At 59.3% G+C, this 23,334-nt stretch carries 14 protein-coding genes and 1 pseudogene; 8 read left to right on the top strand and 7 right to left on the bottom strand.

Translation table 11 applies throughout. From position 1 onward, the window contains the following. Nucleotides 1-176: 176 nt before the first annotated feature. From BAUR9175_RS18180 to BAUR9175_RS18170, 3 genes and pseudogenes are all read left to right on the top strand, one after another. Nucleotides 177-1,079, top strand: a pseudogene (locus BAUR9175_RS18180) (IS3 family transposase); the annotation flags it as partial. Between the two features lie 115 nt (nt 1,080-1,194). Next, complete coding sequence (locus BAUR9175_RS18175; RefSeq protein WP_101584860.1) at nt 1,195-1,878, top strand: DUF8548 family protein; 684 nt, start codon at nt 1,195-1,197, stop codon at nt 1,876-1,878. 114 nt (nt 1,879-1,992) lie between these two features. Next, nucleotides 1,993-2,685, top strand: a complete 693-nt coding sequence (locus BAUR9175_RS18170; RefSeq protein WP_101584858.1) for a DUF6994 family protein — start codon at nt 1,993-1,995, stop codon at nt 2,683-2,685. Between the two features lie 3 nt (nt 2,686-2,688). Here the strand turns inward: BAUR9175_RS18170 and BAUR9175_RS18165 are convergent, their stop codons facing one another. The 5 genes from BAUR9175_RS18165 to BAUR9175_RS18145 form a co-directional block, all read right to left on the bottom strand. Further along, entirely contained in the window at nt 2,689-3,993 is a 1,305-nt protein-coding gene (locus tag BAUR9175_RS18165) for an MFS transporter (protein ID WP_101584856.1), read from the bottom strand. After that, complete coding sequence (locus tag BAUR9175_RS18160; protein WP_101584854.1) at nt 3,990-5,324, bottom strand: MFS transporter; 1,335 nt, start codon at nt 5,322-5,324, stop codon at nt 3,990-3,992. Before BAUR9175_RS18160 ends, BAUR9175_RS18165 begins: the two co-directional genes overlap by 4 nt. Before the next feature lie 36 nt (nt 5,325-5,360). After that, complete coding sequence (dgoD, locus tag BAUR9175_RS18155) at nt 5,361-6,047, bottom strand: galactonate dehydratase (protein ID WP_101584852.1); 687 nt, start codon at nt 6,045-6,047, stop codon at nt 5,361-5,363. A gap of 320 nt (nt 6,048-6,367) precedes the next feature. Next, entirely contained in the window at nt 6,368-7,012 is a 645-nt protein-coding gene (locus BAUR9175_RS18150) for a DUF6308 family protein (protein WP_096157195.1), read from the bottom strand. A 10-nt stretch (nt 7,013-7,022) separates the two neighbouring features. Next, complete coding sequence (locus tag BAUR9175_RS18145; RefSeq protein WP_257944375.1) at nt 7,023-9,740, bottom strand: UvrD-helicase domain-containing protein; 2,718 nt, start codon at nt 9,738-9,740, stop codon at nt 7,023-7,025. A gap of 314 nt (nt 9,741-10,054) precedes the next feature. Here BAUR9175_RS18145 and BAUR9175_RS18140 point away from each other — a divergent pair, with 314 nt between their 5' ends. Together BAUR9175_RS18140 and BAUR9175_RS18135 are read left to right on the top strand one after the other, a co-directional pair. Next, nucleotides 10,055-10,738, top strand: coding sequence for a DUF8548 family protein (locus BAUR9175_RS18140; protein WP_101584848.1), 684 nt, complete (start codon nt 10,055-10,057; stop codon nt 10,736-10,738). Nucleotides 10,739-10,845: 107 nt separating this feature from the next. Next, the gene (locus BAUR9175_RS18135) at nt 10,846-12,165 is read left to right on the top strand and encodes a homing endonuclease associated repeat-containing protein (protein WP_101584847.1); all 1,320 of its coding nucleotides are present in this window, start codon (nt 10,846-10,848) and stop codon (nt 12,163-12,165) included. Between the two features lie 325 nt (nt 12,166-12,490). Here BAUR9175_RS18135 and BAUR9175_RS18130 read toward each other — a convergent pair whose 3' ends face one another. Both BAUR9175_RS18130 and BAUR9175_RS18125 read right to left on the bottom strand, forming a co-directional pair. Beyond that, nucleotides 12,491-15,889, bottom strand: coding sequence for a UvrD-helicase domain-containing protein (locus BAUR9175_RS18130; RefSeq protein ID WP_101584844.1), 3,399 nt, complete (start codon nt 15,887-15,889; stop codon nt 12,491-12,493). Beyond that, a complete protein-coding gene (locus BAUR9175_RS18125; protein ID WP_101584842.1) occupies nt 15,886-18,771 on the bottom strand; it encodes a PD-(D/E)XK nuclease family protein in 2,886 nt (961 codons plus the stop codon). Before BAUR9175_RS18125 ends, BAUR9175_RS18130 begins: the two co-directional genes overlap by 4 nt. A gap of 179 nt (nt 18,772-18,950) precedes the next feature. Here BAUR9175_RS18125 and BAUR9175_RS18120 point away from each other — a divergent pair, with 179 nt between their 5' ends. The 3 genes from BAUR9175_RS18120 to BAUR9175_RS18110 all read left to right on the top strand — a co-directional run bounded on the left by BAUR9175_RS18120 (nt 18,951) and on the right by BAUR9175_RS18110 (nt 23,214). Beyond that, complete coding sequence (locus BAUR9175_RS18120; RefSeq protein ID WP_096177810.1) at nt 18,951-19,634, top strand: DUF8548 family protein; 684 nt, start codon at nt 18,951-18,953, stop codon at nt 19,632-19,634. Between the two features lie 446 nt (nt 19,635-20,080). After that, entirely contained in the window at nt 20,081-21,388 is a 1,308-nt protein-coding gene (locus BAUR9175_RS18115) for a DUF6361 family protein (protein WP_241212332.1), read from the top strand. Further along, a complete protein-coding gene (locus tag BAUR9175_RS18110) occupies nt 21,388-23,214 on the top strand; it encodes a phospholipase D family protein (protein ID WP_101584841.1) in 1,827 nt (608 codons plus the stop codon). The genes BAUR9175_RS18115 and BAUR9175_RS18110 overlap by 1 nt, the downstream gene beginning before the upstream one ends. Nucleotides 23,215-23,334 lie beyond the last annotated feature (120 nt).

Raw genomic sequence — 23,334 nt, 5'->3', positions numbered from 1 at the left:
TCTCCTTTCGCCGCGTGCCCAATACACGCGGTGAAAGGAGCTTATAGTTCGTGGCCCCCGCACACGCCATAGATGGTCCCGACGCCCACGATCACGCGACCAAGCAACTGGCCCCCGAGCTCACGATTGACGGCCCCCAACAAGACGGATATTCAGTCACAGGCGAACCTGCCGTCAAAAGGCTCTACCCGCTCGTGAGAGAGCTCGCCGTCGACGGGATCCCCGTCGCGGTGTCGTGCCGGGTCTTGAAGCTCTCCCGCCAGCCCTACTACCGGTGGCTGGCCGCGCCTGTCCCTGATACCGATCTCGTTGAGGCATATCGGGCCAATGCGCTCTTCGATGCCCACCGTGATGATCCCGAGTTCGGGTACCGATACCTCGCCGACGAAGCCGAAGCGGCCGGCCAACCCATGGCGGCACGCACTGCGTGGCGGTTGTGTTCGGCCAATGACTGGTTCTCCGCCTTCGGCAAGGGCCGGGCCAAGAACGGGAAGAAGCCGGGACCACCGGTCCACGACGATCTGTGCGCGGTTGTCGATGCCGACGGACGGACCAGGCACGAGTTTAGAGCTGATGGACCGAACCAGCTGTGGTTGACCGACATTTCGGAGCACCATACGAATGAGGGCAAGCTCTACCTCTGCGCGGTCAAGGACGCCTACTCGTCACGCATCGTCGGCTATTCGATCAGCTCGAGGATGAAGGCCCGGTTGGCTGTCGATGCCCTCGAGATGGCTGTGACCAGGCGCGGTGACGTGGGCGGATGCGTGACGCACAGCGACCGCGGCAGCCAATTCAGATCGAAGAAATTCACTCGGGCTTTGGCCCGTCACGGCATCATCGGGTCGATGGGACGAGTCGGCGCAGCGGGCGATAACGCGGCCATGGAATCGTTCTTCGCCCTGTTGCAGAAGAACGTTCTCGACCGTCGCCGGTGGGTCACTCGCGACCAGTTGAGAATCGCGATCGTGACCTGGATCGAGCGGACATATCACCGACGTCGCCGACAAGCCCGGTTGGGTCGATTGACACCAGTAGAGTACGAAGCAATCATAGAGCCAGCTGCACTCGCAGCATGACACTCACGCTGTCACCCTTCTTTGCATCAGTCCCTTGATTCGCGCTTCATGTCCGTGTGTCAGAGGCCAGCTGTAGTGTTATAGACATCGAGCTTCCAAGAGAGTGGATTGAAACATGACTGTCACCGACGCTGAGATCAAAACGCTGGTCACGTACTGCGAGACCAACCTTGGTGATCCGACTGTGTGGACGACTCCCGACGGATATCCGAACAGCCTGGCATTGTGCATCATCGACTCTATCTATTCAACGGGTTCCCATTACTCATCAGTGGTCAATGTGATCGAACGATACAAAGAATCGGGTGGTGAGAATGACGGGGCGCAGGCGCTTACTAGGTCTATCAAGGAGGCCGGAGGCGCTCGTAAGTGGGCAACAACGATCGCGCATAACCTCAAGCCTGCGAATACTCGGCCCGGTGCTCAGCTGAAGGCTGAGATCATCGAACAGGCTGCCGGACTCATGACCGAACTCGGTATCGATACGGTCCCCGACTTGAGGTCCAAAGTGGAGGACAACCCACTCGACAATGACGTCATGCGGAAGTGGAAGCGTCTGCCCAGCCAAAGCTCGGGAGTCACCTATAACTACTTGCTCATTCTCGCGGGGATGCCTTCAGTCAAACCTGACCGCATGATCCTCCGATTCCTTGCGCACGCCCTTGGTGAAGAGACCGAGTTGGATGGCCGGCGCGCAGTCGAGTTGATTACGGAAACGGCAAAAACTATGAACGTCGACCCTCGGGCACTTGACCACATTGCGTGGAGGGCCGCATCTGGACGGGAACTCACTGACTGAGTCTGCCAAATTGGACGGATTGTTGCTGTCCTTCGCATCGGCACAGTGCAACCAGCCGAAACTGGCGTCTTAGGAACCAGTTGCACACCGACAACCAAGACTGCGACCTGAAACATGACAACTCAGATTGACGTCACCTTTGACTTTCGCGATGACACGCCAGCAGGAAAGGACCCCGACCTCCTCAGCCCGACGCTGCGCGAATATCACCAAATTCTCTGGAGCAAGCAACTGTCGTCAGGCCATACCTTCACACTCACGAAGAGTGAAAGCGTCTATCTTCTGCACGAGTCAAGGCTCGGACGATTCCCGCTTTCCAGTGACGCAATTACTACATGGTTGAAGGGGCGCGCCGCCAAAATTCTGAAGGAGATTCCGTCCGAATCGTTACCACCTGATCTCGGTTACACGATCGGCAGTGCGATCATCTTTCCTGGCAATCGCGTCGATGGGGCTGCCACAATCAACGGCGCCCGTGGATTCCACCCGCGCATCGCCGACCGCTTCGACCTCACTCTCGAGTGCATCCGCCGTCACTATCGTGGTGACGCGAGCCCATTGTCAGCCGCACTGCAGCGATACGCCGACTTTTTCGCGTTGTTCTCGAGTTTCCACGAGTACGTCGAGTTCTTCCTTCTCGACGACCTCTGGGACAGCCGAGCTTCGCGGATCAGGTTTTTTCATCATTTCGATGACTTCTCGACCCCGGCTGTGCCAAAGACTCCGGGCGACCTCATCGACTATCTGCAGGCGAACATTGAGTTCATTGAAGCCCGCAACCGACGGATCGCCCGGAGTCTAATGTAGTCCCTATTCTTCGACGCGCTCAACCTTGCCGACAAGGAACACGTACGACAGCACGCCCACGATCGTAATCGCGGCCATGTAGACAAACGCCGGCGCAAAGTCGACGTCAGTGACGAGGAATCCGATGACGATCGGAGTGGCGATTGATGACAGGTTGCCGATGAGGTTGAACATGCCGCCCGTCAGACCCAAGAGTCGTTCCGGTGCCAACGCTGATACCAGCAACCACGTGATCGAGGCGAAGCCATTTCCAAAGAACGCGATCGACATAAACACGATGACCAAAGCCGACGAGTCCGTGTAGTTGGCGCCGAGCATGAACACTGTCATCGCCAGGCCAATGATGATTGGCAACTTCCGAGCTGTACCTAGCGACAGCCCCTTCTTCACCATGAAGTCGGAGACCCACCCGGAGAGAAGCACACCGACGAGCGCGGCGATGAACGGCAGAGAAGCCATGAAGCCCGACTCGATGTAGTCCATTCCGCGGTAGTCGACGAGGTAGGTTGGGAACCACGTGAGGAAGAACCACAACGTCGATGTCAGGCAGAACTGACCAAGGTAGATTCCCCAGAGCTTCCGTCGGGTAAGTACGACCTTGACGTCGGTCCACTTAAGCTTCGGCTTGGCCTCCTTCTTCACGCCCGTCTCGACATCGACCAATCCCCCGCCCGAGGCAATGAGATCGATCTCGGCCTGGTTGACTCCCGACTTATCGCGCGGCTCGCGGTAGACGAACCACCAGATTGCAGCCCAGATGAGGCCGACAACACCGGTGAGGATGAACACCCAGTGCCAGGTGAGCACCGTCTGCAGCCACGACAGCACAGGAGTGAGCAGTGCGAGACCGATGAACTGGCCCGAGGTGTAGAAGGCGATGACACGTCCGCGTTCACGCTCCGGGAACCACGCGGTCGCAACCTTGTTATTGATGGGGTAAGCCGGTGCTTCGAAGCCACCGACCATGAGCCTGAGGATAATGAGTGCGACGAACCCGCCGGACATTCCCATGAAGAGTGTGGCCAGGGACCACAGCACCAGGCATGAGGCGTAGAGCACGCGTGGTCGCACGCGGTCGACGAGCCATCCGCCGGGCAGCTGCATTGCCGCATAGGTCCAGCCGAACGCAGAGAGCAGCAGCCCCTGTTGTCCTGTGGTGAGGTCGAACTCCTGGGACAGAGCCGGCATCGCGATGGACAGGTTGGCCCGGTCCATGTAGTTGATGACGACGGTGATGAAGAGCAGAACCGCGATGATGTAGCGGATCCGTGTGGGGCGAGTGGCGACTGCGGTGTCGAGTTTCGTCATGGCGTCGGGTTTCCGGTTTCTGTTGAGTTGCTGGTTACGCGTATCGGAGCCCGCAACAGGAGCAGGTAGGCGATTCCCGCAATTACCGCGACGACGGCGCCCAGGAGGAAGGGAACGAGGTATGAGTCGGTGGTCGTCACCAAGACTCCGGTGAGCCAAGGCGAGAGTGAACCAGCGAAGTAGCCGCCGAAGTTCTGGATAGATCCCAGCGAGGCGACGCGACTACCAGTGACGACATCAGCAGGGATCGACCATCCCACGGCGCTCAGTGCTCCGCAGAAGAACAGTGCAAGGCTCATCGCCGACAGTTGGAGAACAAAGTGACCGGTGGTGACTCCGACAAGGACTGAGCATACGGCGAGTGCGCCGCCATAGATTGCAGCAATCTGTCGTTTGCAGACCAGAGGAGCTAACTGGTCTCGCATCCGCGAATACTTCGTGGTGAACCAGCCGCCGAGGATACCGCCGATGCCTCCGACCGCGAATGGAATCGCCGTATACCAACCCAGTGCGGCATCGGCCACAGAGTAGATGTCATTGAGCATCAGGGGCAGAAAGGTCACGAAGATGTTCAGTGTCCACACGACGGCGACGAACCCCAACACCATTGCCCAGGTTTGGGGCTTGGTGAAGAGCTTCAACCAGGGGATGTGACCGGTCGGGGCATTGTCGTCTTCTTCTCGAGCTCGGATGTGCTCAAGTTCAGCCGCCGAGACCCTCCGGTCGTGCTCCGGGGAACGGTAGAAGACCCAGAAGCCCACGGCCACGATGACACCGAGCACACCGAGGATGACGAACATTGCCCGCCATCCGAACCCCAAAATGAGGAAGGTCAGTATCGGCGGAGCGACGGCGGGTCCCCATTTACTTCCCGAGTCGTAGACACCGACTGCAGCTCCGCGCTCTCGGGGTGGGAACCACTCGGCGACGATCTTCGCTGATGTAGGCGATACCGGGGCTTCGAAGACTCCGAGCAGGACTCGTGACACCATAAAATGCCACATGTGGTGGCCAAAAGCCATCAGCGCAGTCGCGATCGACCAGAGCCCCAACGCCATGACGTATACCGGCTTCGCACCGAGACGATCGGTCAGCCATCCACCTGGCAGCTGAAAGAACGCGTATGTCAGTGAGAACGCAGTACCCAACAGCCCGATGTCCGCGGCGGTCAGACCGAGTTCGTCGATCATGTGTGGAGCTGCGATCGACAGTGACGATCGATCCATGTAGTTGATCATCATCGCTGCGAGCAGCCATCCGAGGATCCACCACCGGGCTCTTCCAGGTGAGGCTACACGTCGCGACACCGTAGCTTCAGTCTTTGAGCTCATCGTTGAACACCCTTCTCTTCTACCGATTCCGTCCCGTCACCATTCCGCGAAGGAGCCGTCGGTGTGCCGCCAGATCGGGTTGCGCCACCGGTGTCCTTCTGCGGAGCGTTCGATGACGTACTCTTCGTTGACCTCGATGCCGAGACCCGGTCCGGACGGGATGTCGATCATGCCGTCGTCGTAGTTGAACACCGACGGGTCAGTGACGTAGTCGAGCAGGTCGTTGCTCGTGTTGTAGTGGATGCCCAGGCTCTGTTCCTGGATGAAGGCGTTGTAGCTGCCGGCATCGACCTGGAGGCAGGCGGCGAGCGCGATCGGCCCCAAGGGACAGTGCAGCGCGAGCGCCACATCGTAGGCTTCGGCCATCATCGCAATCTTCCGCGTCTCTGTGATGCCGCCGGCGTGGGAGACATCCGGCTGGACGATGTCGACGGCACCGGAGGCGACCACCTCACGGAAGTCCCACCGAGAGAACAGTCGCTCCCTAGTGCTATCGGTGTCGGGGTGTTCGGAGAGCACAGGTTCTTCGATGAAGAAGAGTCGGTAGGGTTCAAGTTCCTTGATGAGGACCTTGGCCATCGGCTTGTGCATGCGACCATGGAAGTCGATGCCGAGGCCGAAATCTTCACCGGTGGACTCACGTACCGTCTGCACGTTCTCGCCTATGTTGAACTGCCCTGTGCTGGAATCATTCGAGGCTAATCTGGATGCGCTATTGCGCACAACGACCTATTTAAAGGAGACTGTCCTGATCCCGGAGAAAGTGGTAGACAGATTGATGTTCCGAATGGGTATTTCGATTTCGGCAAAAGGGAAATGGATCTAAGTGGAATCAGAGGGCTCGAGATCAAGCTGCGGATTGTGCGGTCCTAGCCGGGTTCAGAATTTGTTCCGAGTGTTCTCCCCGCTTGGCCCGATTTGAGGCTCGCCAGATCGTCGTCGAGGCCTCTATCGGTTTCACGGAATGGGAAGCGACAATCAATCGGATCCGTTTCACGAGCACAAAGAGTCAACCGAAGGAGTCACGGGAGGTACTTTCATGTTTAGTACCCCTTTGACTTGCCCCAGCGCCACAGCAGAACGTCAAAGGCTCGAAGGTTCGACAAATCCGGCCGGTTCACCGCAACACGAATCTGCTCGGCCCGATCTTCCAACTTTTCTCCGCCGTCGTGCAGTGCCCTCCACCACATCTCCCAGGAATTCTGTTTCCCTCTCTGAAGCACTTGATCGAGCACGGAGTCTTCAATGGGGATCAACCCAGGACGTTTACGCGCCATGATCTTGCTGGCGGTAGTCGGGCCGACTCCCCACTTGCATTCTTCGCGGCCATTGCGACAAAGTCTGTTCCAGAGATTGAGTGCAGGCGAGCCTGGTCCCATACTCTTATCAAATTCCTGACGGGATAGATGACCAAGTTGCTTATTCGGGATTTCGCCGAGTAGATCGTTGAAGATCTTCGAATCGCGCTGAAGAATCGAGATACCAGCTTCGATCGGAACGCTGACGGACAAGGTTGACACCGCATAGAGGTCCGCCGCGGCGAACACATTGGGATGAAAGTCGTCGGACCCCAACAGTTCGAAGTAGGCACCATTAAAGGGGGCCTGCTCGCAGTAATAGGCGCGAACCAAATCCAACGGGGTGTCTTTCCAAATCTCATCGATGACTTCGAGAATATTTGTCGTCACGACGGTCCTTTCACATATGGTTTGAGTTCTGACCTGCTGGCTCAGCAGCGAGCACCGCGACGACTTTGCCCAACAATGGCAGATGAACCACCGTCTGAGCGGTTACTCGTCCAGTGGCGGATTCCAGAGACTGTCCGTAGACCCTCAGCTGTCCGAGGTAGTTCTCCCGAATGTGACCGATCGGATCGGCGCCGGGATAGGACTTGTGATCGACGAGGACGTGCTCGCCGGTCGGCAGCACGATACGGGCGTCGATCCAGCCTTCCATCACCTGGCCGGCATCGTTGCGCCAGGCGATCGGGGACTCAGTGACCACCTCGGCGCCGGGGAAGGTCGTATCGATCCATTCGGTCCACCGCCTGCCGACCTCGATGAGCATTTCGGCGCTCAGTACCCCCTCGGCATCCCACCGTGAAAGGATCCTCTTGGCGGCTGAGTGCAGAGCCTCAGCAGGTAGGACTGCGAGTGGCAGGCCTAGGTAGGCGTGAACGGCATCGCCGATGCGATCCCAGTCCTTGCCACCCTTCTCGACGAGCGGCTCCCCCAGGTCAGCAAGGATAGTCACCTCGGCATCGATGCCTTCGGAATCCACGCCGCTCGCAGTGAATCTCGCAGGAGGACGCGGCGAGGCATTCGTGGGTCTTCCGGTAGGAATGTCCGTGCTGGCATAGAAAGATGGTGCGACCGGAACATGGACCCCGGTGCCAGTGTCATCGGCGTCGAGTGGAAAAGCAATGATCCGGATCGGCAGGTCACGAGACGAACCGGTGTCGTTGCCGGTTGACTGACGCCGATCAGCAATTTGCAAGCTGCCGGATTGGTCTACTGCACGGAGCGATCCGTCAGCGATCTGCGGCAGATCCCACTTCAGGAGCCCGTCATCAATCGCGGAACTGAGCACATTGCGCCTGCCCGTGGGATCACCGAAGGCCATGATGCTGTGACACTCTGCCCTGGTCAAGGCGACGTAGATCAGACGCGCAGTCTCTCGTTCTTCAGCTTCGCCGGCATGTCTGACCACGTTGAGCTCTCCCAGCCGCTCTTTCAACGGGGAATAGTCCTTGAGCACACCGGGAAGGTACCGCAATGAGCGGTTGGCCAAGGGATGCCTGGCGTCGAAGACCGGAGCCTTCTCCACATTGACCTCCCGATGCCCATAGTCCTTGGCCATGGGAATGCCGACGATGACCACCGGCCATTGCAGACCTTTGGACTGGTGGATCGTCGTCACCAGCACAGCATCGTGCGCCGAGGTCTGCTCATAGGCCGTCGCCGCCTCACTGAGATGGTCGAGCAATCCAGCTGGAGTCACCGGCAGTCGGGTCTGCTTGGCTGCATCCTCGTACTCGCCGGCGATCTGACACAATGCGTCCAACGTCGCCAGCCGAGCTTCCGGGTTCGTCCACGCTTTGATTCTCTGTGGCAGGTCGAGAGCATCGATGATCGGCAGGAGAACTTCCACCGAAGAGTGGTGTGCGGCATTCACCGCGAGTTCGGACAGGGCTATCAGGGCCGCATCATTCCACCACTCCTGCGGATGCGCACGACGTTCTTCTTTGTCGGTGATCCGGGCCGTATCGTCGAACCACGTGTGATGGCTGTGGTGGTCGGGCATGAGGGTGACGAGTTCGGCCAGCGCCACGCTGTCATCGGGATCGACGACCGCTGCCAGTCCGGCCGCAACGAATTGTCCTTCCCGGGTGGAGAGCAGATCGCTGGTCGACCCAACTGCGCGGATGCCTCGCGCGCGCAACTCGTTCACGACGGAGGCCACCTGAGAGTTCGTGCGCATGAGGACCGCGATATCTCCCTGAGAGACTTCGCCGTCCGGCAACTGTGGCGAGCGCTTGAGGAAGTCAGCGACGCCCTCGGCAATGACCTTCGCTATCCGAGAGTTCGAGGCGTTGTCCTTGCCCTTGTCCGTGTTGGGAACCCACAATTCGCGACTGCCGATGCTGCGCAGATGCTCACGCTGTGGTGGGATGCTCAGAATCACCTCGTCTTCCTTCTGGTCGGAAAAGACCTGGCTGAAGAGGGCATTCGACAGCTCGAGAGGCGCTTCGGTTGAGCGCCACGATGCACCGGGGTTCTCCGAGGTGGCCGAACCGAGCACTGTCGTTCCGTCGATGAGCGCGGCGAAGACCTCGTTCATGAGTTCCGGATCGGCCCCACGGAATCCGTAGATCGCCTGTTTGCGGTCCCCGACCCAGATGACCTCATCGACGAGCTCGGCCAGTTCCATGAAGATCGCCAGCTGGATCGGCGAAGAGTCTTGGAATTCGTCGACGGCAAGTAAACGGTAGCGGGAGGCGATCGAAGCCCGCACACGTGCATTCGTACGCAGCAGATCAAGGGCACGAATCTCCTGGTCAACGAAATCCATCACGCCGAGGCGGTTCTTCTGCTCCTCGTAGGCACCGAGTGAGGCGATTGCGGTCTCAATGACCACGGTGACGAGAGCTCCGATGTTGTCGTGGAAGGCACTGTTCGACAACAGGTGTTCGGACACGATAGCAGCACTGGAGTTCTCCAGGAGTTCCTGCGGAACCTTACCGGGCTTCTTCCCTCCTGGCACCGCCGAATAGTTCGTCTCTGCCACTTTCGCCCAGTTCGACCATGGGATTCGCGCGAAAGGATCGTCCTCCTCGGCATGGGCGTCGAGGTCGCGCAGGAACCGGTCGAGCGTGATGAGACTGCCCTCGACATTGCTCATGCTTGCTTTGCTCACGCTCACACGGGGTTCGACCGACTGCGGTGCTTGCAGGATACTGAGCTAGCCGTGCGGACCGGTGACAACGGTCGTACCAGCAGCAATGCTTGAGCAAAGTGCTCAATCCAGATTCCACCAGAAGATGATTCGCATACCCGCTCCTTCGCCGCAGCACTTCTCTTAACATTTGCTCTAAAGAGTGGATTCTCCAAAACACTTCTCCTCATCACAACCACCTGCCAAAATGCCAACTATTGGACGTCAGCACGTTCGTGTCAGAGGTCATCTGTAGTGTAGACAACAATCAACTCACGAGGGAGCGGACACTACTCATGACTGTCACAGACAATGAGATCAACACGCTGGTCAAGTACTGTGAAGCTCATTTGGGCGATCCACAGCTGTGGTGGACTCCTGACGGCTATCCAGACAGTTTGGCGTTGTGCATCATCGATTCGATCTATTCCACTGGGTCGCACTACTCGTCAGTGGTCAAAGTTATCGAGCGTTACATATCTGCTTGCAGTGAGAGTGACGGTGCTCGAGCCCTGGCTCAGTCGATTCAGAAATCTGGTGGAGCACGCCAGTGGGCGTCCTCAATTACGCACAACCTCAAACCTGCGCACACGAGTTCTGGAGCTCCGCTGAAAGCAGAGATCATCAAGCAGGCTGCTGATCTCATGATCAAGTTCAAGATCGATACTGTTCCGGACCTGGTCGCACAGGTTGCTGGACAGCTAACTGAGAACGACGTGCACCGTGATTGGAAGCGACTCCCCAGCCAGAGTTCCGGAGTCACATACAACTACCTACTTATTCTGGCAGGACTCCCGTCGGTAAAGCCGGATCGCATGATCTTCAGATTCTTAGCCACCGCTCTCGGGGAAGAGGCTGAGCTCGACGCGGACAGGGCAGTGGCTCTCATGACCAGGACCGCACAAGTTATGAATGTCGACCCGCGAGCCCTTGACCATATTGCTTGGCGGGCTGCATCAGGCCGAGAACTCGGTGACTGAGCATCTGTTTCAATAGCTACCAATCTGTCCGATCATCGTGGACTCGCAATCTGCTGAATGCAGAACTGATCTATATCGAGTAACGACGCGTCTATAAGGAGTCATTTATGTCAGATTTCAATCCGTCTCTCGAAGCAGCTCAAAGCCTTGTCAGTAAAGTTCAGGCAAAGGCCGACCTTCCGCACGGAGCAGAACGCGAAGTCGAAATGGCCAAGCAGTACGTGCTGGGCGAAACCTTGGACGCAATTGGGAAGGACTACGATCTCACGCGCGAACGTGTCCGCCAGTTGATTAATCTATCCGGTTGGAAGACTTCCGAGCTTCGCCATGCCCGAAAGGTCATTGCGGATGACGAGCGGCGGCAGAAAACTGAGCTTGATCGGGACAAGGTACTAAAATGGTCATATGCCAACCCTGGCGTAGCTAAACAGAACGCCGCTGAACAGCTGGGCCTTCCTGTGAAGGTTGTGTCTAAGCTGCTTGGAAAACGATCGAACCTCCATTCATTTCATACTGCAAGCGAACGCAGGCAAAATTGGACTGATAATGATCTGATTGAGATTCTCCGTCAGTTTCATTTAGCTACGGGGTCCACTGTCTCCATGGACTTCGAGAAGTGGAGCATGGCTAGAGGTGGGCCAAGTCGCCAGACACCAACTATTCGATTTGGAAGCTGGTCAGCTGCGCTGGAGAAGGCAAATATTGAAGGTTCCTACTCTGTTGATCGCGAACGACAGCATTCGGACGAAGATCTATGGGCAGCTGTTATTGAGTTCTTCAGTTTCGACCGAAACAATTACAGCTATGACTCGTTCGCAACCTGGTTGTCCGGAAGTCAGGGCATGCCTTCAGCTGCGTTGATTCGCGTGAGGCTTGGGCTTTCATGGAGTGAACTATCAGTAACCGGCCAAAAGGTTGCCGGAAGTCGAATAGCCGATTTTGATCCTAAGTGGGTGGCCGAAGTTCGCAACCAGCGAGACTGGGCAACCTTGGTGAAAATTGGCGCAGATCCGGTCGATGTGTTGGCCGAAGCGATTGCCAGTATTGGTTCTGTTTTGACTATCGCCGCCTACAACACTTGGGCTCAGGATTTCGACAGACCGAAGGCTCAAACACTGATGAAACGCGCCAGACTTTCGTGGGTGCAGTTGGTCGAAGCTGCTGGAGGTCGGACTGGAACACGAGGAGCGCGGGGTGCGGTCAGCGATCAGAGTTTGCTAGAACCACTGATTGAATATGCTTTAGAACATCACCAAATTCGCTATTTGGAATACAGTCATTGGGCCCGGGAAAACGGACGTCCGGTGGGATCAACTTTGTCCCATCGGTTTGGAAGCTGGGATAGGGCCGTTTCCTCGGCCTTACTCGAAGCCTCAAAACGAAAGCTAGAGTCTGGTCTCGAGAGTCTTCCCGGCTCCGATAGCTAGTTGCAGAGCTCCGGCATCCTGTAGGCTATGAGGGCTAGTGCGAGGCGCGGTTCCGCCTCACATCAGCCCGCTCCCAGTCGAAAGGTAGAGCTTGGTTGGGCCCGCCCGCCTGCTGGTAGATGTACTCCGCTCGTTAGAGACGTCCGCATGCCTACCGCCGTCGGAGATGAGGGCCGCGTCGCTGATGCGCGTCGTGCCTGCAGTCCCGTCGCCTGGTCTGAGTCCGTCATACTCGCCATCTTAGTGAAGCTGTACGTCGCGAGAAGATTGCTACCGAGGCTCGTTCGCCGATCTCCCTCCATGCCACGAGTGCTTTGGGTGCCCCTCACCCGCTCCGGGGGAACGTTCTGACCGCGATTACCGTGCTAAGCAGCGGCAAGTGCACGAGAACTTGGGAGGGACGTCCTACGCTCGGCGCAATGGCGCGTGAATACGTCTCTAGCTGCCCGAGGTAGTTCTCGCGGATTTGGCCTATGGGGTCGGTGCCGGGATAGGTCTTGTGGTCGATGAGGATTTGATCGCCGTTCGGGAGTTTCAATAGAACGTCAATCCAGCCTTCCATCACCTGGTCATTCTCGTTGCGCCAGGCGATCGGCTGCTCCGTGAGCACCTCGGCGCCGGGGAACGTTGCCTCGATCCATCCGGTCCAGCGGCGGCCGATCTCGACCAGCACCTCTGGCGAGAGCACTGTGCCGGCATTCCACCGGTCTATAATCCGTTCGCCGACCTCTCTCACAGTCTCCTCTTGCAAGGATGCCAATGGCAGGCCAAGATAGGCATGCACCGCATCGCCGATGCGATCCCAGTCTTTCCCGCCCTTGTCGACGAGCGGCTCCCCCAGATTCGCGAGGACGCTCACCTCGGCGTCAATACCCCCGGAACCGACGCTGCTGGCAGTGAAGTGGGCAGGAAGACCGACAGTCTCCTGTGCGAGCCGGCGAACGGGGACATCGGTATGGGCATAGAAGGACTGCGGTGGTGGCATCGTCTCCTGTGTCGCCTCGGAAGACAGTGGATATGCGCCGATTCGGATCGGCAGACTTGTATGGACTGACGCGCTGCCGCTGCCTGTTGCACGACGGTTCGCGATCCGCAGCTCCCCTGCTTCATTGGCAGCGGGAGTTGAATCATCGCCGACTTCCGGCAGATCCCAGGTCAACAGCTCCTCATCGACGGCTGCGCCGAGCACATTGTTCTGACCGGTGGGATCACCGAAGGCCATGACGCTGTGACATTCTGCTCGGGTCAGGGCGACGTAGAGCAAGCGGGCTGTCTCATTGCATTCGGATTCGGTGCTGCGACGTACCGTGCCGGTCTGTCCCAGCCGTTCCTTCAGAGGCTCGTAATTGCTGAGGACTCGAGGCAACAGCCGCAGGGATCGGTTCGCGAGGGGATGTCTGGCGTCGAAGACCAGGGCTTTCTCCACAGTGACCTCGCGGTGGCCGTAGTCCTTGGCAGCGGAGACTCCCACGATGACGACGGGCCATTGCAGGCCCTTCGACTGGTGCATCGTCGTCACGAGCACGGCATCGTGAGCTGTCGTCTGCTCGTATGCGCGTGCAGCCTCGTCGAGGTGTTCGAGCAGTCCTGCCGGTGTCACCGGCATCCGTGTTTGGGGAGAGGCGTCCTCGTATTCCGCAGCGATCTGGCTGAGCGCATCGAGGGTGGCGAGCCTCGTCTCCGGGGTCGACCACGCTTTGATCCGCTGTGGCAGGTCAAGGGCGTCGATGACGGCGAGCAGCAGCTCGACCGATGTGTGCTGAGAGGCATGAGTTGCCAGCTCTGCCAGTGCGGCGAGCGCAGGGTCGGACCACCAGGTTGCCGATTGAGCCCGGCGCTGCTGCTTGTCGGTGATGTGCACGGCATCGTCGAACCACGTGTCGTGCCTTTCGTGATCGGCCAGGAGCGTGACGAGTTCGGCGAGCGCAACGCCGTCCTCGGGATCGACTACCGCTGCCAGGCCGGCGGCGACGAGCTGCCCTTCCCTGGTCGCGAGGAGATCGGTGGTCGATCCGACGGCGGGGATTCCTCGCGTGTGGAGTTCGTTGACGACTCTGCCGACCTGGGTGTTCGTGCGCACGAGGACTGTGATGTCACCGACGCCGGCGTCACGGCCTGGCAGCTGTGGTGAACGTGAGAGGAAGTCGGCGACACCCTCGGCGATTGCCTGGACCATTCTGCTGTTTGAGCGTGTGGCCCCGCCCTTGTCCGTATTCGGCACCCAAAGTTCACGTCCGCCGATCTCTCGGTGGGCCTGGCGCTGAGGCGGAATGCTGAGGACGACTTCATCCTCGGGCTGTTCGGCGAAGACGGAACTGAAGATCGCATTCGACAGGTCCAGCGGTGGATCGGTTGACCGCCATGAGGCGTCGAGGTTCTCCGTCGTTGCCGTCCCCAGCTCGGTCTCTCCGTCGATGAGGGCGGAGAAGACGTCGTTCATCAGCTCCGGGTCCGCTCCACGGAACCCATAGATCGCCTGTTTGCGATCTCCGACCCAGACGACTTCGTCGACGAGCTCTGCCAGTTCCATGAAGATCGCCAGCTGGATCGGTGAGGAGTCCTGGAACTCGTCGACCGCCAGCAGCCGGAACCTCGAGGCGACGGAACGCCGAACCCGATCGTTCGTCCGCAGCAGGTCGAGGGCACGGACCTCCTGATCGACGAAGTCCATGACGCCCAGACGGTTCTTGTGCTCCTCATAAGCAGTCAGTGAAGCGATCGCCGTGTCGATGACGAGACGAACGAGAGCCTCGACATCGTCGTGGAAGGCAGCATTGGCCAACAGCTCACCGGTGACAAGAGCCGCACTCGATGGCTCGAGCACCTGCTTGGGGACCTTGCCCAGCTCTTTTCCACCAGGGGCCTTCGGGTATTTCGTTTCGGCGACCTTGGCCCACGTCGACCAGGGAATCCGTGCGAAGGGGTCGTCAGCCTCGGCGTGGGTGTCGAGGTCACGGAGGAAACGGTCAAGGGTGATGATGCTGCCTTCGACATTGCCGATGCTTCCCTTGGCCACCGTCACCCGTGGCTCCACTGTCGGGTCAGACTCTTCGCCTTGGACGATGCGCAGTGCACCACGGAGTTCGTCGATATCGCTGGCCAGGCAGTCTCGCCAGGTTTGGCGACCATCGATTCGTGTCTTAGGCAGCGCCGAGAGGAAGAGCCCGGCAGAGGCTTCCGCCGATTCACGCAGTTCCGCCTCGCCGAGGTGGTTCGCCCGTGCAGCTGCGGCCACTGACTTAACGAGATCGGACCACACGACGGGACCATGCCCCCACTGGTTGGCCTCACCTGGGCTGCCGTTGTGACCGGTGCGTAGAAGAAGATCCCGGTGGGTCGCCTCGGCGCCGGCAATGACGTCATCAACGGCCGCGGTGAAGACCATCGCCTGCTCGGTCTCATCGAGTACACGCAGCTCGGGAGAATACCCGGCATCGATCGCGTAGTCGGTGACGAGCCTGCCGGAGACCGAGTTGATCGTCCCGATGAGTGCCGTGCCGATCTCCTCAGCCGCGGTGGTGTTCGAGTCGTCGAGGAGTCGCTTCTGTGTCTTCTCAACCAGATCCGCTGCGGCACGAACCGTGAAGGTGGTTGCGATGACTTCGCTGGCCCGCAATGGGGCACTGCCATCGGCTGGTTTGTCCGTCAACCGCGCAGAGAGAACCTCGGTGAGTTTATAGGTTTTTCCCGAACCGGCCGAAGCGGTGATGACGTGGACGCTCATGAGGGGTCTCCAGCGATGCCGTAGATGAGGTTGAAGGCACTGAATGTCTGCGGTTTGTCGATGAAGAGTCGGCCCTCTTCGGTGATCTCGTCTTTGATCGACTTGATCGCTTTGTTCAGCTCCGTGTTCTTCTCCCCCGGTCTGATGCCGAAGTCGGCGTAGGCATCGGCACTCAACGATTCGAAGCGTCCGGTGGCGATCTTCGTCAGGGCGTCTTCGACGGACGCCTCGATACGCGGCCACAGACCAGTCGGATCCCCGCCGAGGTTGGCCCCGCTATCATCCGTCTCGCCTGATCCGCCGGTGAAGTCCGGGTCAAGAGCGGAGTCGGTGGAGACGAAACGACCCTGCTTGAGCAGGAAGTAGGCGGTCAGCGGATTTCCGTCGCCACTGCCTTCGGCCGTGTGGGAGTAGACGCTCAGCTGCACGGCTTCGCCGTCATCAACCATGGTGCGGTAGCGCTTGCCCGAATTCGCCCATTTGAGATCGATGATCACGGGGCGGCCAGCGTCGATTGCCCCTTCCAAGTCGCGCATTCCACCCAACGCCACGGTCCAAGGCCCGCCACTGACAGTGAGCTCCCAAGCGTGAGTGAAGGCCGCCTCGGCGCGGGTGAGGGTGATACCGCATTCCTGCACAGTGGTGAACAGGGATGCCAGCGAGGCAAGCACTTTGGAGCGGATCGTCCCGAGCCGAGCCTTCTGCCCCGGAAGGAGCAGCTCGGAGGCGAACCGCGGGACGAACCGGTCGAAGGTTTCTGCAATCACCTGGGGTGACGGGACTGCTCCATCCGTCGGCGCTCCCCTGCCGACGAGTTCCTCGACGATTGCGTGGACGAACGTGCCGATCATGCGATTGCCGGTCGGAACGTCGAAAGAGAAACCGCGTTTGATACCGAGGGCTCGCTCCAGCGTCCAACCCAATGGGTCACTCAGCAGCTGTTCGATCTGGGTGAACGACAGCCTTTCGGGAAGGAGGTGGGTGAAGTCGCCGTCCAGGGAACGAGAAACGGTGCTCGGCGGGGTGATGGTCTGTGCAGCCACCTCGTCGAGGGGTGCAGAGACCTCACCCAGTCTCCAGGTTCCGGTTTCGTGCAGTGTGGAAACCGGACGGGTGATTGAGGCGTCATCGAGAACTGCATCAACGCCTGTTGTGGTGAATCGTCCGGGATAGGTGACGGCGATGTCTTCGGCCAAACGGGAGAGGGAGGGATGGAGTGACGTCTCCTGGCCGCGAATGCGATCGGGGCAGAAGCAGATCACCGTGGCGGCCGTGCGAATGCCACGCAGCGCAGCGGCTTGGTGCAGGCGCTCCCTCTCGGTCGCGGTCGAGATCTGAGCGCCGGCGAGGGATAGAGCGTTGGCCTCCTCGGGGTCCCACACTTCATTTCCATCGCCCTCGTTGCGGTGAGAGGACCACCAGAGGATCGTGTCGCAATCTTCTGGAACTTCCGCCGGATCGGAGACCACTGTCCACTTCGCCGCGATCGCCTCTGCAGTAATGTGTGGTGCTGTGGGGGCGCAGACATCGGCGATGTCGAAGAGCTCACGGACACGAAGTTCCTCTGCAGGCAGGTGGTCCAGCGCTTCACGGAAAGAGTCGACGTGACCGGCCGCTTCGGCGATGAAGGCTTTGGTCCTGGTGCTGTCTGGCGTCGCGTCGTCGGGGTTGTGTGAGAGTGCGCGCAGACGATCTGCCAGCCAATTCAACGCTGGGTGGAGTGTTGTGAGAAGGACGAGGTCGTTGTCGATGACCGGTGGTGTCAGGCGGATGAGTCTGTCGATGGTGTGTGCGGTTTCTGCTGCCTTTGCTCTGGTCTCAGGTGCCGTGTCGGCGCGGTCCTGGAGGTCGCGCAGGGCTGTCATCCAGGCGGAGTCTGGGTCGCCGGAGATTCCTGGTTCCTTCGTCAGCGCGGTCAGGAGCGCGGAGGATACTGAGCGGGGAATGAGAGCCTTCGCTGGTGATTCCGCGTCAGGGGTACCGAAGGAGAGGTCGAGGAACTCCGCCACGTGCCGGATGTCTGTTGGTGGCAGGATGGCGCTGAGGAAGACCGGCAGGACCTGACCGGCCGGGCTCATTGCCGAGGTGCGGGGAATGCCGAGTGTCGGGGTGCCTCGGCGGGAGAGCTCGTGGTCGAGGATGTTGGTGGAGTCTCCGGCGATGATGCAGAGTTTGGCGCGGTCAGTGGTGTTGGACAGCCAGCGCGCGGCGGCCTCGGCGGTCGACCATGCATCTGGTCCGCGGACGATGGTCAGCTCGGGTACTCCGGATTTCACGGTCGCCTCGGTGATGGTGACGCCTGCGGCATCCAGGACCTCGAGGATGGTCTGCCACGTGTTCGGAAGATCAGTCGCTCGGTCCTGCAACTCGATCGTGTCGATGCCCAGCGGCCAGCTCGAGCCATGTTGGCGGAGGAAGGTGAGAACTTCGCACAGGTCGTCAGCCCTGCCGGGTGTGAGATTCGCGCTCGGGTCATGGGCTGGCCCGAGGCGCACCAACTGTTCCACCGCAGCCAGAGCGTCGAGTCGTGGGTGTTCGGTGTAGGTCTCCTCGTCTGTGGCAGGCTGCCAGCCTGCCTCGACGGCATCATCGCGAAGTCGTAGGAGATGGTGGGCGGTATTCCACGGATCGTCGGCGAAGGAACGTTGATACCAAAGGTGATCGGCCTCGGACATGAGCGATCGGTACTGGGCAATGCGGATCGGACGGTTGACGCTCGGACGCGTAGTCCCCAGCCGGGTCTGCAGGATGCCGAGAAGGCCGAGCGGACCTGTGACGACCGTCGTGCCGGTGGGATTCGTGTTGGTGGTGTGGGAGCTACGAGTGTCGCGGTGAGACTGCCACGGGGCTCGGTCGAGGGCCCACCCGAACTTGATGTGCATCCTTGCTCCTCCCTGACCACCTGATGACGACAGTAGTAGGGCGGCGGGGTTTCGCCAAACGGAGTTGTCGCGCGAGTAGATAGGCGCAGCACACACGCTGATTCGGCGCCGGCAGCCTAGTGTCAGAGGTCAGATGTAGTGTTAGCGACAACCAGTTTCCCCAGTGAACGGATTGAAACATGACTGTCACCGAAACCGAGATCAAAACCCTGGTCGAGTACTGCGAGACCCACCTCGGTGATTCGAATCTATGGACAACTCCGGAGGGCTATCCGAACAGCCTGGCGTTGTGCATCATCGATTCGATCTACTCCACGGGCTCTCACTACTCGTCGGTGGTCAATGTGATCGAACGCTACAAAGCGTCAGGTGGTGCGCAGGACGGAGCGCAAGAACTCGCTCGCTCGATCCAAAACGCTGGAGGAGCACGCGAGTGGGCGACGTCGATTGCCAACAACCTCAAGCCTGCTCACACCCGGCCAGGAGCTCCGTTGAAGGCCGAGATTATCGAACAGGCTGTCGCTCTCATGGAGGAGCTCGGAATCGACACTGTTCCTGATCTGGTCGCCCACGTGAAGGACAAACCTCTCGACAACGAGGTTCTTCGCGGGTGGAAGCGATTGCCGAGTCAGAGTTCCGGCGTGACCTATAACTATCTGCTCATCCTGGCAGGAATGCCTTCCGTCAAACCCGACCGTATGATTCTCCGATTCCTCGCTGACGCACTCGGTGAAGAAGCGGATCTGGACGGCCCACGGGCGGTCGAACTCATCACCGAAACGGCGAAGACAATGAACGTCGATCCTCGCGCTCTTGACCACATTGCGTGGAGGGCAGCGTCAGGACGCGAACTGGTTGACTGAGGATCTTCGCCCCTCGGCACGAGCACTGGACTAATAGAGCCGGGCACGCTCGGCACCCGTTCGCAATGTTCGCTTTGAGCATCAGAGCCGAGAACTCAGCGGATCTCGATGACGCTCTCAAATTCCATATTTTCTCAGTCAGACGTGATGCGCAGCCCCGAACCCTTTCGGGGTGGATGTTGTTCGATTCGACATTGTCATCATCCCTGAGTGGTTCGGGGCTGCCCCACTTGACGAAGGTTCTACATGGGCGAATAGGCAGAAATCGTGACCACCACTGGGGCGATGCTCATGATCTGGAACGGGCATTTCTGCTGTCCGCCTATGGGCAGTTCTCTCTGGCCTCCAACAGAAGAACGGGCACAGGCGGTTCAGGATGTTGCAGATTACCAAGAGCTCTCCACGCTTCGCGCGCGATGTGATTCTGTGGATGAAGGGAAAGGCTGATGAAGGCTGATCGGCGGCACGGCAATTCGCGCCTGAGCCGTGCCATAAAGAAGGATGTGTCTATGACTTCAGTGTTCGGATGGGTAGCGACGGATGCGGAGCAACGCCGTCGCATGATGGAAGTCGTGGACCAGTTTCGTGATTCGACGACGATCGATGACCTGGGGCTTGGCGGGATTCGTGATGCGTTCTCTGACACGCTCTTCCCTGGAACGTCGACATTGCACACTCGCATTCGATACGCACTTTTTGTCCCATGGACGTTGCAGCTCGCGAGCGATCGCAACGCGACAGTCTCGGAAATGTCCGGTGCCTTCACACGCAGTGAGTTCCAACTGACACAGTCGCTTCTCAACGGAGGGGAGTCCGCGGGAGTGATTGGGCGCATGGCCGGTGCGGACCTTAAACGCACGGCCTCGACTGTCTACTGGGGACTGCTCTCGACCTGGGGCGTCTTCGAGCGCGGTTTCACCGTGCGGGAGTATTTCGAACGCTGCGTGCTGCGGCGAGAGCAGAAGCGCGTGCTTCCTCGCGCGGACGATCCCGAAGTGGCACTTGAACTCACCCCGACGGGGTTGCACGAAAGGCTCCCCGCAGCGCCAACCGACTTACTGAATGCTGCTGAATTCGCTTTGCGACCGGAGGATGAGCAGTTCCTGCGGGAGGCGATTACTCATTATGCCCCGGGTTCTCTCCTGGCACACCTGGTCGAGAACCAGCCGGCTTCATGGGTTGACTTCGAGAGTGCGCCCGCGACTTTCGCGTCCCCTGAGATCGTGGCCGACCTTCCGCAGGCTCTGCAGGGCCTTGTAACTCGGGCGAATAAGTACGCTATCGCCGTCCACGGGGCCAGCCTCGTCTACAATCTCATCCTTGCCCGCCGGACAGGCCGCCACATCGACGATGAAATGACCTACGAAGAGCACTACATCGACCGGATCCACGAATGGTTCGACGAGACGCAGCGGGAAGGCACTCCCACTGCTGAAGATCAGAACCAGATATGGCTGATGGTGAGTGCGACCGGTCGGGCGCTGTCCCGTTCCACCACAGTGTTCGTGCGCGAATGGATCGCGTCGGTCAACGCTGCGGCCAACGCAGACCAACTCATCGAATCAGCTGAGGTCATCCAGCGGATCATTTCCCGTGAGCGCGAGAAGAAAGGGGCACGAGCCCGCCTCGCGCCTGGCAATCGGCGAGCACTTGATGCGTGGTCGGGAGCGGCTGGAACAGGCCGCAATAACTTCCGATGGAACTACGTGGCCCGGCATCTGCAGGATCTCTATGACGTGAGGACCACCGACTGATGCTCAACCCCGACGACCAGGTGCTCCTGACCGACGCATTGCGTCCACCGCCTGGATTCGAGATCGACTATGCAGTGACTACGACCTATTCATTGACCCTGGAGTCGATCCTCGTCGCACCGATGTCGTTCGCCATGGCAAGTGCTGATGACGTCGGAACCGCGGCAGCGAACAATCCGATCGCGACTCTGGACGCGGTACAACGCCACGTTGACCGCACGACGGTGTTCGTCCAAGCCGGTGGAATTCACATTCCGAAATCCCACAGCAGGATCTTTGCATTTCTTGAGGACAGCGTCCTAGAAGTCGAACCTCCAGACCAGGAAGGGAGTTTCCACCCCAAAATGTGGGCCGTCCGGTTCGCGAACGATGACAACGAGGTCCATCATCGGGTCATTGTGACAAGTCGAAACCTTACACAGGACTCCTCATGGGACACAGTCCTGGTTCTGGAAGAGGCTTCGGATGGTGAGATCAACGCGATCCCAGCTGCAGAATTCATCAGAGCCCTTCCAGACTTGAGCACCAGACCCATCTCTCGCAAGCGCAGAAACGAGGTTGAAGACCTTGCGACATCGCTATCCACTGTTCGGCTGACTGCGCCGCCACCATTTACCCTGGGAGAACTTGTCCCGATGGGCGTGGGCGAAGCATCATGGTCCTTCCCTCAGTCTGCGGCGCGGACCCTCATCATCAGCCCGTTCCTTGCCGCCACGCAGCTGGAAGTCGCGCGTGCCGCTGCCCCCGACGCAATGTTGATCTCTCGAGCGGATTCCATGAACGAACTAGGACGGAAAGGTTTGGCATCCTGGGACACTTTCGTCTTGCACGCAGCAGCTGATCACCCCGACGACGAGGCGGAACCCGATACAGATGACGAGCGACGAGCTCCGACACGGGGTTTTGAGACCGGGCTTCACGCGAAGACTGCAATCATTGACCGGCATGATGGCGAATCCTTGACAGTGACCGGGAGTGCGAACTTCACTCAATCTGCCTGGACGCGGAATGTGGAGTTCAACGTTGTTCTACACGGTCCCACGAGTATGACCGGAGTCGACGAAGTATTGAGCGCTGGCGACGGAGAGGTGGGACTGTCCTCCATCATCGAGCCATACACACCTGAACGTTGGGAACCCGAAACTGACGCTGAGCGCGGCGTACGCTACCGGATAGAGAACTTCCACCGGCAACTCGCCCGCAGCAAGCCTGTACTGCACTTATCGATCGTCGACGAGGAATCGGTGTCTGCCGAACTGGTGTTGGAACCACCGGCCGACGATCTCTCCGAGACGACTCAGGTGTGGCTCTATACCGTCGATACGGATATACGAGATTTGCGAACCGATCGTCCATGGGTCGTCGCCCCGGTCAGCATCACAGCGTTCCTTGCAGTCGAGACGACTGCTGCGTACAGTTCAGGAACTGTCACCCGTCGGTGCGTGATTACCTGTGAGTTGACAGGTGATGCCGTCGACCGGCGTAAGGCTGCATTAGCAGCGATCCTCTCTAACCCCGCCAGCGTATTGAGATATCTCGCGCTGCTGTTGGGGCTCGACCCCACCACACACACCGTGGCATCAGAAGTGCGGGGTGAGGCCGATTCTTCCACGTCGATGATTCTGGACTGGAACTCACCGCCCGATGGCGGGCTCCCGGCCGTCGTGCTGTTCGAACCGCTCATGCATGCGACTCGGCAGCCCCGCGAACTCGCAAAGATCGCGAACCAGATCGATGAACTGCGAAGCATGCCAGACGCAGAGGAACGGATTCCGTCTGACTTCCTCACAATGTGGGACGTCGTACTCGAGGCAGTTTCGGGTTAGCGGCAAGAATGTGTGTATGGGGCCAGCGTGTTGGATCTGGATTTCACCCTGATCGTCCGCCCCACCCTTTCCGGATTCCAGTCCCGTCCTCGACGCTGAATGACGTCCCGTAAAGCGCAT

It is taken from the genome of Brevibacterium aurantiacum (genome assembly GCF_900169065.1).
Taxonomy (GTDB): Bacteria; Actinomycetota; Actinomycetes; order Actinomycetales; family Brevibacteriaceae; genus Brevibacterium; species Brevibacterium aurantiacum.
The sequence above is the reverse complement of the archived record's forward strand: the minus strand, read 5'-3'. Positions and strand labels throughout refer to the sequence as shown.